General features: G+C 67.2%; 15 protein-coding genes. 4 read left to right on the top strand and 11 right to left on the bottom strand.

Going from position 1 to position 13355, the window contains the following annotated elements:
- Positions 1–9: 9 nt before the first annotated feature.
- Positions 10–813 carry a trypsin-like serine peptidase gene (locus GYM46_RS15310; RefSeq protein WP_008258666.1) on the bottom strand — a complete coding sequence of 268 codons (804 nt, stop codon included), beginning with the start codon at positions 811–813 and terminating at the stop codon, positions 10–12.
- Between the two features lie 89 nt (positions 814–902).
- On the opposite strand from GYM46_RS15310, the gene GYM46_RS15305 reads away from it, so the two are divergent.
- Positions 903–3125 carry a S9 family peptidase gene (locus tag GYM46_RS15305; RefSeq protein ID WP_008264101.1) on the top strand — a complete coding sequence of 741 codons (2223 nt, stop codon included), beginning with the start codon at positions 903–905 and terminating at the stop codon, positions 3123–3125.
- Between the two features lie 23 nt (positions 3126–3148).
- Here GYM46_RS15305 and GYM46_RS15300 read toward each other — a convergent pair whose 3' ends face one another.
- Complete coding sequence (locus GYM46_RS15300) at positions 3149–4009, bottom strand: NAD(P)-dependent oxidoreductase (RefSeq protein ID WP_008258803.1); 861 nt, start codon at positions 4007–4009, stop codon at positions 3149–3151.
- A 128-nt stretch (positions 4010–4137) separates the two neighbouring features.
- On the opposite strand from GYM46_RS15300, the gene GYM46_RS15295 reads away from it, so the two are divergent.
- Both GYM46_RS15295 and GYM46_RS15290 read left to right on the top strand, forming a co-directional pair.
- Positions 4138–5037: a flagellar motor protein MotB gene (locus tag GYM46_RS15295; protein WP_035310903.1), complete on the top strand. Its 900-nt coding sequence runs from the start codon at positions 4138–4140 to the stop codon at positions 5035–5037.
- A 114-nt stretch (positions 5038–5151) separates the two neighbouring features.
- Entirely contained in the window at positions 5152–5889 is a 738-nt protein-coding gene (locus tag GYM46_RS15290; protein ID WP_040349575.1) for an arginyltransferase, read from the top strand.
- A gap of 172 nt (positions 5890–6061) precedes the next feature.
- Here GYM46_RS15290 and parC read toward each other — a convergent pair whose 3' ends face one another.
- Entirely contained in the window at positions 6062–8275 is a 2214-nt protein-coding gene (gene parC / locus GYM46_RS15285; protein ID WP_008263816.1) for a DNA topoisomerase IV subunit A, read from the bottom strand.
- Between the two features lie 149 nt (positions 8276–8424).
- On the opposite strand from parC, the gene GYM46_RS15280 reads away from it, so the two are divergent.
- Positions 8425–10155 carry a cytochrome c biogenesis protein DipZ gene (locus GYM46_RS15280; RefSeq protein WP_164952714.1) on the top strand — a complete coding sequence of 577 codons (1731 nt, stop codon included), beginning with the start codon at positions 8425–8427 and terminating at the stop codon, positions 10153–10155.
- Here GYM46_RS15280 and GYM46_RS15275 read toward each other — a convergent pair.
- The 8 genes from GYM46_RS15275 to GYM46_RS15240 form a co-directional block, all read right to left on the bottom strand.
- Positions 10152–10691, bottom strand: a complete 540-nt coding sequence (locus GYM46_RS15275) for an RNA polymerase sigma factor (protein WP_164952713.1) — start codon at positions 10689–10691, stop codon at positions 10152–10154. The genes GYM46_RS15280 and GYM46_RS15275 overlap by 4 nt on opposite strands.
- Positions 10692–11119: 428 nt before the next feature.
- Entirely contained in the window at positions 11120–11449 is a 330-nt protein-coding gene (locus tag GYM46_RS15270; protein WP_008261577.1) for a hypothetical protein, read from the bottom strand.
- A complete protein-coding gene (locus tag GYM46_RS15265; RefSeq protein ID WP_035310421.1) occupies positions 11446–11706 on the bottom strand; it encodes a hypothetical protein in 261 nt (86 codons plus the stop codon). Before GYM46_RS15265 ends, GYM46_RS15270 begins: the two co-directional genes overlap by 4 nt.
- Positions 11707–11725: 19 nt before the next feature.
- A complete protein-coding gene (locus GYM46_RS15260) occupies positions 11726–12076 on the bottom strand; it encodes a hypothetical protein (RefSeq protein ID WP_008263224.1) in 351 nt (116 codons plus the stop codon).
- Between the two features lie 23 nt (positions 12077–12099).
- Positions 12100–12483, bottom strand: a complete 384-nt coding sequence (locus tag GYM46_RS15255) for a hypothetical protein (RefSeq protein WP_008259273.1) — start codon at positions 12481–12483, stop codon at positions 12100–12102.
- Positions 12484–12514: 31 nt separating this feature from the next.
- Entirely contained in the window at positions 12515–12748 is a 234-nt protein-coding gene (locus GYM46_RS15250) for a RebB family R body protein (protein WP_008262209.1), read from the bottom strand.
- A 19-nt stretch (positions 12749–12767) separates the two neighbouring features.
- Complete coding sequence (locus GYM46_RS15245; RefSeq protein WP_008262017.1) at positions 12768–13103, bottom strand: RebB family R body protein; 336 nt, start codon at positions 13101–13103, stop codon at positions 12768–12770.
- A 3-nt stretch (positions 13104–13106) separates the two neighbouring features.
- Positions 13107–13331, bottom strand: a complete 225-nt coding sequence (locus GYM46_RS15240) for a RebB family R body protein (protein WP_008260453.1) — start codon at positions 13329–13331, stop codon at positions 13107–13109.
- Positions 13332–13355: the final 24 nt, after the last annotated feature.

The raw sequence follows: 13355 nt of genomic DNA, 5'->3' as shown, positions 1-13355 counted from the left end.
GCGGCGGCGTCAGGGCGCCGGCGCGGCCTTCTGGTCCAGCAGGTCCACCGCCTCACGGATATAGTCGGCGTGGACCACCACGCCGATCCTCAGACGTTCGTCCTGGACGATGACTTCTTGGGTCAGAACCCCCGCGACACACGGATGGACCGGCGACACCTGCGTCGGCGGCGTCCAGAACACCGGTCCGCCCGAGTCGCCCGGAAAGACGGCCAGATCGAGCAGGAAGGTCGGAAAGGCGCTGATCGGAGTCAGCGGCCAGGATGCGATCCGCCCGACGCGCAGGATCGGAAACCCGGCGCGGTTGGCTGACCGCCCCCGGGGAAAGCCCAGCGTCCGCATAGCGTCGCCCGGCCCGACCGCGGCTGCGTCGAACGCCTCCCTGTCCGCCAGCCATGCGATCGGAATGGCGTCACGGGCGAAGGCGGCCGGCGCGCTGATCTCCATGACCGCAATGTCGCGGTCGCCCGGCTTGGTCCATAGCGGGTCAGACTCTGCGTCCCGAATGATCAGCGGCTGGGGATCGAAACGCCATCCCCCGTCCGGCAGTTCGACGCGCCATCCGATCCGCGCCTCGCTGTCGGGCATGCGGCTCAGCACGTGATCGGCGGTGACCAGGACGGTGCGCGGCGTGCCGTCCGCGCGGGGCGCATTCAACAGAAAACCCGCGCCCACGGTTCGCGTGCCGTCGCCGTTCGGCTGGTCGATCTGGACCGTCGCACGGATCATGGTCACGGTCAGGTCTCTGGCCGAACGCGACACGGTCTGCGTCGCCTCGGCGGAGGTCGTCGGCAGGGTCTGGAGGTCGAACATCAAGGCAAAGCGCCTTCCCCGGCTTTTCTTCATTTGACGCCGCCGTGGGCCACGCACAAGGTTCGGGTCCGAATAAGGGGGCCTAGCCGATGAACCGTCGCCAACTGATCGTCTCGACCGCCGCAACCGCCGTCGCGGTCGCCACCCCCGCCCTCGCCAAGCCCGCTCAGACTACCGGACCCTCGATGCCCCAGCCCCCCGTCGCCAAGAAGATCCCCGTCGTCATCGAACAACTGGGCCGCACGCGGACCGACGACTATCATTGGATGAAGGACGACAACTGGCAGGCCGTGCTGCGCGACCCGACCCTGATCAAGGCCGAGGTCAAGGAACATCTGACGGCCGAGAACGCCTACCGCGAGGCCATGATGGCCTCCACCCTGCCGCTGCAGCAGGCGATGTTCGCCGAGATGCGCGGTCGCATCAAGGAAGACGACAGCTCGGTTCCGGCCCCGGACGGCGATTGGAACTACTACGTCGAATACCGCACCGGCGACCAGCATCCCCGTTACATGCGCGTCGAACGCCAGGGCGCGTGGATGGTGGACGGTCAGCCGGTGACGAAGAATTTCGTCGTCGCGCCCACGCCTCAACTGCTCCTGGACGCCAACGAACTCGCCAAGGGCAAGGCCTATTCGGAAGTGTCGGCCGCGAGCCACAGCCCGGACCACAGCCTGTTCGCCTATGCCGAGGACGCCCAGGGCTCCGAGGTCCACAAGATCTACGTCAAGGACCTGGCGACCGGCGAAGTTCTGCCCGACGTGATCGACAGCGCCACCGGCGACTTCGTCTTCTCGCCCGACAGCCAGTGGATCTTCTGGACCAATCGCGACGACAACGGTCGCCCGGACAAGATCTTCCGTCGCCCGGCGCGCGGCGGCGAAGCCACCCTGGTCTATGAAGAGGCCGACGACGGCATGTTCATCGGCGTCGGCCGCACCGCCGACGACCAGTTCATCGTCATCGGCATCCAGAACCAGGAGACGTCGGAAGCGCGCTACATTCCGGCCGCGACGCCCACGGCCGAACCCGTTATTCTTGAGCCCCGCGTGGTGGCCCTCCGCTACGACGCCGATCACTGGGGCGACCGCTGGGTGATCCGAACCAATGCGGACGACGCCATCGACTTCAAGATCGTCCAGGCGCCGACCGCAACGCCGGCCAAGGCCCACTGGACCGACCTGGTGCCGCACACGCCCGGCCGCTTCATCGAAGGCCTGGACCTGACGATGGATCACCTGGCTCGCCAGGAACGGGCCGACGCCAACACCCGGATCATCATCCGCGACCGCGCCGGCGCCGAACACGAGATCGCCGTCGATGAACCCGCCTTCGCCCTGTCGCTGTCCGGCGCGTCCGAGTTCGAGACGACCCACACACGATACAGCTACAATTCGCCGTCCACCCCGACCCAGACCTTCGACTACGACATGGCGACGCGCGAGCGGACCCTGCGCAAGACGCAGCAGATTCCGTCGGGCCACAATATTGCGGATTATGTGGTCGAGCGACTGAACGCCCCCGCTTCGGACGGACAGCTGGTGCCGGTCACGGTGCTGCGTCGAAAATCCACGCCGGTGGACGGTTCGGCGCCCCTGCTGCTCTACGGCTACGGCTCCTACGGCATCCCCATGCCGGCCAGCTTCTCCACCAACCGGCTGTCGCTGGTCGATCGCGGCTGGATCTACGCCATCGCCCATATCCGGGGCGGCTCGGACAAGGGCTGGGGCTGGTTCCTGGACGCCCGCCGGATGACGAAGAAGAACACCTTCACCGACTTCATCGCCGCCGCCGAACACCTGATCGACCGGAAATACGCGACCGCCGGACACATCGTCGCCCAGGGCGGTTCGGCCGGCGGCCTGCTGATGGGCGCGGTCAACAACATGCGGCCCGACCTGTGGGCCGGCGTCATGGGCCAGGTGCCCTTCGTCGACGTGATCAACACCATGAGCGATGTCTCCCTGCCGCTGACGCCGCCGGAATGGCCCGAATGGGGCAATCCGATCGAGGACCCGGAGGCCTACGACTATATGATGAGCTACAGCCCCTATGATCAGGTGGGGCCGAAGGCCTATCCGGCCGTCCTGGCGACCGGCGGCCTGTCCGATCCCCGCGTGACCTATTGGGAGCCTGAAAAATGGGTCGCCAAGCTGCGTCCGGCGACGACCTCGGGCAAGCCTGTGCTGCTGAAGATCAACATGGAGGCGGGACACGGCGGCGCCGCCGGTCGGTTCGACTATCTGAAAGAGGTCGCCCACGACTACGCCTTCGCCGTCTGGGCCGTCGAAAAGGGCTGGGAAGCGGCCTGATCCGCCACTTCCCTTGCGCGACTTCAGTCCTTCGACTGAAGTCGCGCCGCCAGGCTGGAGGTGTCCCAGCGATTTCCGCCCATGGCCTGGACCTCGGCGTAGAACTGATCGACCAAAGCCGTAAGGGCCAGACGCGCGCCGTTCGACCGGGCCTCGTCCAGCACCAGGCCCAGATCCTTGCGCATCCAGTCGACGGCGAAGCCGAATTCGAACTCGCCCCTGGCCGCCGTCTTCCAGCGGTTGTCCATCTGCCAGCTCTGGGCCGCGCCCTTGGAGACGGCGTCAAAGGCGGCGTCGGTGTCCAGGCCCGCGACCTGAGCGAAATGCACCGCCTCGGCCAGGCCTTGGACCACCCCGGCGATGGCGATCTGATTGACCATCTTGGTCAGTTGGCCCGATCCGGCCGCCCCCATATGCTTGATCGCCTTGGAATAGGCCTGGAGCGCCGGTTCCGCCTTGGCCAGAGCCCCGGCGTCGCCGCCCGCCATGACGCTGAGCTGGCCGTTCTCGGCGCCCGCCTGGCCGCCCGACACCGGGGCGTCGACGAAGCGCCGCCCCTGCCCTTCGGCCAACGCCGCCATCTCGCGCGCCACCTTCGCCGACGTCGTCGTATGATCAACGATCACAGCGCCTTCAGCCAGATGCGGCAGCCCCTCGGTCACGACGGCGCGCACGTCGTCGTCATTGCCGACGCACAGGATGAACAGATCGACGCCCTGCGCCGCCTCGGCCACCGTCTTCGTGAAACGGCCGCCCGTCGCCTCGGCCCAGGCCTGCGCCTTGGATATGGTGCGGTTGAAGCCGACGACATCATGGCCGGCCTGCACCAGGTGACGCGCCATCGGGGCGCCCATGACGCCCAGGCCGGCGAATGCGATCTTCATGACAGGCTCCCTGTTTCAGGGCACGGACTAGGCCGGGTCGAGCGGGGGTTCAAGCCGCTGTGGCGCGGATCAACGCCCGGTTAACCTCGGCGCCCCACATTGGGACAGTAAATTCCCGGGGTGCGTCCATGTCCGTGAGCGATCGTCCGATCCTCATCAAGAAGGTCAAGAAGGTCTCCGGCGGCGGCCACCATGGCGGCGCCTGGAAGGTGGCCTATGCGGACTTCGTGACCGCCATGATGGCATTCTTCCTGCTGATGTGGCTGATCAACACGACCGATCCGGAGCAGAAGAAAGGCATAGCCGAGTATTTCGCTCCGGCCAGCGTTTCCGAAACCACCTCCGGATCGGGCGGCATACTGGGCGGCACGGCCCTGGGCGACGACGGCCCCAAGAGCTCCGGATCCCAGTCGGTGCTTGAGCAACTCGCGCCCGAGGCCCCGGCCGACGCCACGACCGCCGGATCCAGCACCAATCTCGCATCGGCCAGCGAGGCCGCGCTCCAGGCCGAGATCCAGAAGCGCGAGGCGGCGGAGTTCGCCAGCGCCGCCGAATCCCTGCGTCAGGCCATGCAGTCGATGCCGGAACTGGCCGAGCTGTCGAAACAGCTGATCGTCGATCAGACGCCCGAGGGCCTGCGCATCCAGTTGGTCGATCAGGAGGGCCGCTCGATGTTCGACAACAACTCGGCCCGGCCGAACGCCCGGGCTCAGGTCCTGCTGCGCGCCGTGGCCAAAGTCATCAACCAACTGCCGAACCGCATCTCCATCACCGGCCACACCAGCGCCACGCCCGGCTCCAATCGCGCCAGCGGTCCGGCCGACTGGACCCTGTCCTCGGAACGGGCCAACGGCTCGCGTCTGGTGCTTCAGAGCGCCGGCGTGGACGCCGACCGGGTCTATTCCGTCGCCGGCAAAGCGGGTTCGGACCCCCTCTATCCCGACGACCCGACCCTGGCCGGCAACCGCCGCATCGCCATCGTCCTGCTGCGCGAGGCGCCGGTCCTGCCGATGGACACCTCGCTGTGATCCCGCTCGGCTGTGGCGCGAACGCGCTTGCGGCCCGGCGAGGAATGACGCCAAATCCACGAATGAGCCTTCGACCGTCACACTCTCGGCAAGATCGGGTGCGGATCTAGCGCCGTGACGCAGCATGTTCCGACACGACAGCTCCGGTTCTTCATGACCTCGGTCGCGCCGTGTCCCTATCTGCCCGGCAAGACCGAGCGCAAGGTCTTCGCCAACCTGCCCTTTTCGGACGGCGCCCACGTCAATGACGAACTGACCATCGCCGGTTTTCGCCGTAGTCAGAACATCGCCTATCGCCCGGCCTGCGAAGCCTGTGACGCCTGTGTTTCGGTCCGCCTGCCCGTGCCCGAGTTCGCCTTCACCCGGTCGCAGCGCAAGGTTCTGACCCGCAACGCGGATCTGTCGCGCAGCCTGGTCGAGGCCGAGGCCACGACCGAACAGTTCCAGCTGCTGCGCCGCTATCTGACCACCCGCCACCCGACCGGCGGCATGAGCGACATGGGCTGGCTCGACTATGTCGCCATGGTCGAGGACACGACGGTTCGCACCCATCTGATCGAATATCGCCTGGCCTCGACCGACGGCGGACCGGGCGATCTGGTCGCCGTCACCCTGACCGACCTGCTGAAGGACGGTCTGTCGATGGTCTACAGCTTCTATGATCCGACGATGGAGCGCCGCAGCCTGGGCCGGTTCGCCATTCTCGATCACATCCGCCAGGCGGCCCAGGTCGGCCTGCCCTTCGTCTATCTGGGCTACTGGGTCCAGGGCTCCGACAAGATGGACTACAAGTCGGGCTTTCGCCCGATGGAAGTGCTGGGCAAGCTCGGCTGGGCGCGGCTGCAGGACTAGGCGAACCGCCTCTCCCTCCCCGTCCGGGGAGGGGCGTCGCGCAGCGACGGGGTGGGAGCGGCACGGCAGCAGCGCACCAACGGAGCAACAGCGAAGTATCGCCCGGCCCTTCCCGCCCGGCTTCGGCTACGCCTCCGCCCCCTCCCCCCGCAGGGGGAGGGAGAGGCCAACTCTACCTGAACTTCCTCAGGCCTCGCGGCCCCTGACGGCCGGCGCCGGCGCGCTTGCCCAGCCAGTCCTTCCAGTCGGGCCAGTTGCGGCGGCGTCCGCCACCGTCGGCCCATTCCGGCCCCTGTTCGGCGTTGAACACGGTGACGTCGGCCAGACCGCCCTGTTTGAAATTCTGCAGCCGCACCCCCTTGCCGCGCCCCATCTCGGGCAGTTCGTCCAGCGGGAAGATCAGGGTCTTGATGTTCTCGCCGATGGTCGCGACATGGTCGGCCGTCGGCGTCTGCGGGATGCGCAGCATGGCCAGCATGTCGCCGTTCAGCACCTGTTTGCCGCCCCGCTTCTGGGCCAGGGTGTCGTCTTCCGGCGCGATGAAGCCATAGCCGGCCTTCGACGCGATCAGCAGCTTCCCGCCCGGCTGGTGCGCCAGGACGTTGATGATCTCGGCCTTCTCGTCCAGATCGATCATCAGGCGCAGCGGCTCGCCATGCCCGCGACCGGACGCCAGCTTGTCGGCCCCGATGGTGAAGATCCGCCCATCGGAGGCGCCCACCAGCAGCTTGTCGGTCGTATAGGCCGGAACCAGATAGGCCAGTTGGTCGCCTTCCTTGAACTTCAGCTCCGACGGATCCTCCACCTTGCCCTTGGCGGCGCGGATCCAGCCGCGCTCTGACAGGATGACGGTGATGGCCTCGCGGGGAATAAAAGCCTCGGGCGCGACGAAGGCCGAGGTGTCGACGGCGTCGGCGATGGTCGTCCGGCGCGGCGAGATCAGGGCCTTGCGCACAGCCTCCAGCTCCTTGGAGATGGCCTTCCACTGCTTGCCTTCCGAAGACGTCAGGGCCTGCAGGTGCGCCAGTTCTTCCGACAGCGCCTTGAACTCCTTCTCGATCGTCATCTCTTCCAGACGCGCCAGCTGACGCAGCCGGGTGTCGAGGATGAAGTCGGCCTGGACCTCGGTCAGGCCGAACCGCGCGATCAGGACGGCCTTGGGCTGTTCCTCTTCGCGAACGATGCGGATCACCTCGTCGATGTTGAGGAAGACGATGCGCAGGCCTTCCAGCAGGTGCAGCCGCTTCTCGACCCGTGCGATCCGCCATTGCGACCGGCGGTTCAGAACCTCGCGGCGGTGATCCAGGAAGGCCCTCAGGCAGGCCTTCAGCCCCATGACCCGCGGGGTGCCGTCTGCATCCAGCACGTTCATGTTGATCGGGAAGCGCACTTCCAGATCCGACAGCTTGAACAGGCTCTCCATCAGCATCTCGGGCTCGATGGTGCGGTTCTTGGGCTCAAGGATCAGGCGGATGTCCTCGGCCGACTCGTCGCGCACGTCGCCCAGCAGGGGCGCCTTCTTGTGCTCGATCAGGTCCGCCAGCGCCTCGATCAGGCGCGACTTCTGCACCTGGTACGGCATCTCGGTGACGATGATCCGCCACACGCCGCGCCCCAGGTCCTCGGTCTCCCAGCGCGCCCGCAGCCGCACCCCGCCCCGGCCCGTCTCATAGGCGTCCAGGATCGAAGCGTGGCCCTCCACGGCGACCCCGCCGGTCGGGAAGTCGGGTCCGGGGACCAGTTGCACCAGTTCAGCCGTCGTCGCCTCGGGCCGGTCCAGCAGCATCTGGCAGGCGTCGATCAGTTCGCCGACATTGTGCGGCGGAATCGACGTCGCCATGCCCACGGCGATGCCGGACGAGCCGTTGGCCAGCAGGTTGGGGAAACCGGCCGGCAGAACCACCGGCTCCTCGTCCTGATCGTCGTAGGTGGCGCGGAAATCGACCGAGTCCTGATCGATCCCGTCCAGCAGCAGCACGGCCGCCGGCGTCAGCTTGCACTCGGTGTAGCGCATGGCCGCGGCGCTATCGCCGTCGATATTGCCGAAGTTCCCCTGGCCGTCGACCAGCGGATAGCGCTGGGCGAAATCCTGGGCCAGACGCACCAGGGCTTCATAGATCGAGGCGTCGCCGTGCGGGTGGTATCCGCCCATGACCTCGCCGACGACCTTGGCGCATTTGCGCGCCGCCGCCTGCGGGTTCAGCCGCATCTGGTGCATGGCGTACAGGATGCGCCGGTGCACGGGCTTGAACCCGTCCCGAACATCGGGAAGGGCGCGGTTGGTGATGGTCGACAGGGCGTAGGCCAGATAGCGACGGCTGAGGGCCGTCTCCATCGGCTCGTCGATGATACGGCCGCCTTCCGGCGGCGGAGCGTGGATCGTCATGGGCCAGCGAATCGGGGATCGGAAGCGCGAAGTCTAGCCCGTTCGAGCAGGGACAGGGCGTCTATCTGTGGGAGATCGTACGCCGAAGGGTAACCGAACGCCTCCCGGCTTCGTATGTGAGTGACGCCCGTCACGTCAGGCCCGCCTTCATGATCCTGTTCCTGCTCTCCTATCTCGCTGGCGCCCTGACCATCGTCAGCCCCTGTATCCTGCCGGTCCTGCCCTTCGTCTTCGCCCGCGCCGGTCGGCCGTTCGTGCGCAACGGCCTGCCCCTGCTGGTCGGCATGGCCGTCACCTTCGCCGGGGTTGCGACCCTGGCGGCCCTGGGCGGCGGCTGGGCCGTGCGCGCCAATGAGGTCGGTCGCTGGATCGCGCTTGCGGTCATGGCCGTCCTGGGCCTCAGCCTGCTCGTGCCCTCCATCGGCGACCGGCTGATGCGACCCTTCGTGGCGGCCGGTTCCTGGCTGACCGATCGCGTCGAGCGCCGCTCCGCAGACCAGGGCGACGTCCGCGCCTCCCTGTTGCTGGGCGTGGCCACCGGCCTGCTGTGGGCGCCCTGCGCAGGCCCCATACTGGGCGTGATCCTGACCGGCGCCGCCTTGCAGGGCGCAGGCGTCGGCTCGACCGTTCTGCTGCTGGCCTATGCGGCGGGCGCCGCCACCTCCCTGGCCTTGGCCCTGCTGGTGGGCGGACGGGTGTTCAAGGCCATGAAGGGCGCGCTGGGCCTCGGCGAATGGGTGCGGCGCGGCCTGGGCGCCTTGGTGCTGATCGGCGTGGTCGCCATCGGTCTGGGCCTGGACACGGGCCTGCTGACCCGGATTTCGGCCGGAAGCACCGGCCGTCTGGAACAGGCGCTGCTGAGCGGCATCGGTCGCGGCGCGCCGATGAACGCGGCGCCGACGGATCTGGCCAATCTGCCGGTCGAGGGGAACATGCCGCCCCTGACCGGCGCCACCACCTGGATCAACTCCCCGCCCCTGACGCCGCAACAGCTGCGCGGCAAGGTGGTGGTGGTCGATTTCTGGACCTACTCCTGCATCAACTGCCTGCGCGCCCTGCCCTACGTCCGCGCCTGGGCCGAAAAGTACAAGGATCAGGGCCTGGTCGTGATCGGCGTCCATACGCCCGAATTCGCCTTCGAGAAGTCGGAGGCCAACGTCCGCGACGCCGTCCGCCGCCTGGGCGTCGACTATCCGGTCGCCATGGACAACGACTTCGCCATCTGGCGCGCCTTCAAGAACCAGTACTGGCCCGCCCATTATTTCATCGACGCCCAGGGCCGCATCCGCCACCACCATTTCGGCGAGGGCGACTATGAGGGCTCGGAACGGGTCATCCAGCAACTGCTCAAGGAGGCCGGGGCCGCCGATGTCGCCGCCGACGTGGTCCAGGTCCAGGCCCAGGGCGCCGAGGCCGCCGCCGCCATGGACCAGCTCGGTTCGCCCGAAACCTATGTCGGCTACGCCCGCGCCGAGAACTTCCGTTCGCCGGGCGGCCTCGCCCGCGACGCCGTCAAAACCTATGTGGCCAGCCCGCTGGACCTCAACGACTGGAGCCTGGTCGGGCGCTGGCGCGTGACGCGCGAACACGCCGAACTGGCGGCGGCTGGCGGCCGGCTGTCCTTCCGCTTCAAGGCGCGCGACCTGCACCTGGTCATGGGGCCCGGGTCCAACGGCGCCCTGCCGCGTTTCCGCGTCCTGATCGACGGCCAGGCGCCTGGCGCGGACGCCGGGTCCGACATCGACGCCCAGGGCGTGGGACGCATCGACCAGCAGCGCCTGTATCAGTTGATCCGCCAGTCCGGCGCCGTTCGCGAACGCACCTTCGAGATCGAATTCCTCGACCCCGGCGTCCAGGTCTTCGCCTTCACCTTCGGCTAGAGATCCAGCAGCAGTCTCAGCCGGTTCTTGGCCAGTTGACGCCGCTTGCGCACCAGTTCCCGACTGATGTTCAGATGGGCGGCGATCCGTTCGTCGCTCCAGTCGTCGAGATGGAGCCGCAAGGGCTCGACCAGGGCGGCCGGAAGAGCGTTCATGGCCCGCCCCCAGGCCGCGTCGCTTTCCTGTTGCGACAGCGCCTCTTCCGGCGAGGGCGCCGCCTTGACCCAGGCGGCGGCGGACGGCGGCGGCAGATCGGCGTCCTCTGCCACGATGGGAATGCGATTGGCGTTCTGGCGGTGCTGATCCATGCAGGCGTTGTGCAGGATCCGCACCAGCCAGGCCCCGGGGTTCTGCACCGGCTGGCGGTCAAAGGCCTGGGCCGCCCGCACCATGGCCGCGCTCAACGCGTCCTCGGCGTCGGCCCGATTCCCACCGGAGAGCCGCAGGCTTCGATGCCGCAGACTGTTCTGATGCACCATCCAGATCGCCCAGAAACGGTCCATCGACGGCGGCCGGTCCAGAGCGCGCGCGATCACGCCCGCAGGCGTCAACCCGGCTTTTGGAATCCCGCCCCGATCGCCGCCGGCCGCTCGGGCCAGAACCTCGACCGGAGACGGGGTGCGCGGCGCTGAAGGATGGGAAGCAGAACGCCGCTCAGGCGGCGCAACCGTCGCGGGCGCCCTCTCTTTCTCGCCTTGCGTCTCCCAATCCGGAAACAACCGGACGACATTCATATTCGTCACTCCCCCTCGGCGTGGGGAGCGACCGTCAAGCCCAAAGCGAGCTCATCCCCCTACGCTTGGCCTGGCAGAACCAACGGGGCGTATCGGTCGAGGTCTTGTCGCGATTCCGGATCGCCGACGTCGCATCAACCAAAGTTTGCAAGAACCCCGTTATCACTACTTAGACGGGTGTATTTGCTTTTTGTGAAGCCGTTTGATGCGGTGCTGGAAAATACTGACGGCTACTGGCCGCCTGACGCCCCGTCAGCCGGTGCGGCGGCCGATGGCGATGCGGCGGTCCGTTCGATCATTGCGCAGATCGCGAGGTCCAACTGCCGCGTCACCTCGCGCGCGATGATCTTCTGCAGGGCCTCGACGATCTCGAGACTGACCTGGGCGGAAGGCCCCCTCGCCGCGCGCTGCATGTCCTCGGGCATGGCCGCCAGGCGTTGCTCGGCCACGGCGCGTTTCAACAGCTCGCGCTGATCGGCGAAACTGTCGACGACCGTGTGCTTCTGCTCCGATATGGAGTCATAGAGATGCCGCCCCGTCGCCCCTTGCGCATCCGTCATCGGGCGGATCCGTCTTCATCGGGCGGCAGCCCCAGAGCCCGCGTCAGCTGCGCCTGAAGCTGCTCGATCATGGCCTCGGTGAACTGGGGAATCGGCGTGTCCGGCGGCGACTGAGCCGCCAGCAACTCGGGCAGACGCGCGGCCGAGGTCCTGAAGACCTCGGCGACCATCCGCCGAGCCGCCACGACAATGGGATCTACAGCCGGAACCTGCGGCTCGCCGGCGGCGGCCTCAGGCGAGGGAGAATCGTCTGTCATCAAACCCTCCTTTCCGGCCTCATTCCTTGTCGGAGCCGGCGGAGACGAACGAGATCTTCTCGACCCGCTCGCCGTCTTCGATATCGGTCAGCAGGCCCCGCGCCTTGACCATCAGCTTCGCCGCCCAGGGCGCATAGGGATCGGTCAACAACGGCTCCTGCATCCGGTACAGGATGGCGACCATCGCCTCCGCCGCAGCACGCAGTTCCCGATATCTGGACTGGCTTTCCTCAAACCCTTCGGCCGAGGATCTGTCTTCTGCGGCGTCGCTCCACCGCTCGGTCTCGCATCGCGTCTCCCATTCCAGCGTCTGCGCTTCCTGAACGACGGCCTCGGCGTCGCTCATCTTCGATAGGGTCAAACGGGACATGGCTGCTCCTTCTCTCTCTTCGACTAGTTTCTGGGAAAGGTCTTGACCGCCGTGGTGACGGATTCGGCCGCCAGGCCCGCCGCGATCGGCGCCGCGAACGAACTGACCAGGGCCATGGCGTAGGCGACAAGCGCCGGTTCGTTCATCCCGCCCGACGCCAGCATCATGGCCATGGCCTTGCCCTGGACGGTGGTGCTGATGGACAGCATGTTGCGCTGGTAATCGGCGGCGTCCTGCACCGACAGAGCCGCCGCCTGGGTGGCCTTGTCGTAGGCGATGGCGCCGCCGGCCGAGACGCGCGTCGAGGTCGAGGGCGTGCCCTGCTCGAGCGGCGCGAAGCCCAGCGCCCAGTTCGTCGAAGTCTGAACGGCGTCCTTGATCTGGCTGTTGACAGTCGGTTCGGTCACGGCGCGAAAGCTCTCGTTTCAGATGAAGGCGCTATTTCTGCGCCGCGTTCATGATCATGGTGACGGCGCTGGAGGTGACGGCGTTGCCGATCTGCTGCAGTCCCCCTTGCGCCTGCTGGGCGTTCTGCATGGCCAGGGAAATCGAATGGGCCATGCTCTGATAGACCAGCGCCATCGATTGGGCCGGCGCTTCGCCCAGCACCTTGACGTTGGTCTGGGTGACCGCGTCGGTGACTTGCGAGTTGACGGGCGTGTCGGCGGCCATGGTTCAGATCCTGACAATTCTAGAGATTCAGCAGTTTGGCGGCGATAAGCAGAACAAGGGCGTTTTCGAGCGGGCTGGGGGGCGGCGCTCTGGCGGCGATCCGCGTGGTGGCGATGGCCGAGACCATGCTGCCCATCTCATAGACCTGCATCACGCCCTGATTGGTGGCGGCCTGGGCGCAGATCGAGGCCTGGCGCTGGGCCTGGACCGCGTTCTCGAACACGATCGCCGTCGAATGGGCCGCGCTCTGGTAGATCGAGCCCATGGCGATCGTAGAGGCGGCGCCCAGGACCATCAGGTTCTGCTGCGTCACCGCATCGGTGATCTGACTGTTCACGGCGGTCGGATAGGCCATCGCTCAGACCGCGATTTCGAGGATCTTGGCGATCAGGGCGCCGACGGCGGCGTTGTTGATCTGCTGCATGCCCCCCTGGGTCTGGCTGGCGTTCTCGACCGACAGGCTGGTGGCGTGCGCCACCGCTTGGACCGACACGGCCATGGCTTCCGCCGGCCCCTCGCCCAGCACCTTGACGTTGGTCTGGGTGACGGCGTCGGTGATCTGTGCGTTGACGGTGTCGCTCATGACGAAGCCTCCCCCTTTTCTTGA

This window comes from Brevundimonas mediterranea (assembly GCF_011064825.1).
Classification (GTDB): Bacteria; Pseudomonadota; Alphaproteobacteria; order Caulobacterales; family Caulobacteraceae; genus Brevundimonas; species Brevundimonas mediterranea_A.
This window is presented reverse-complemented; position numbering and strand designations above follow the sequence as displayed.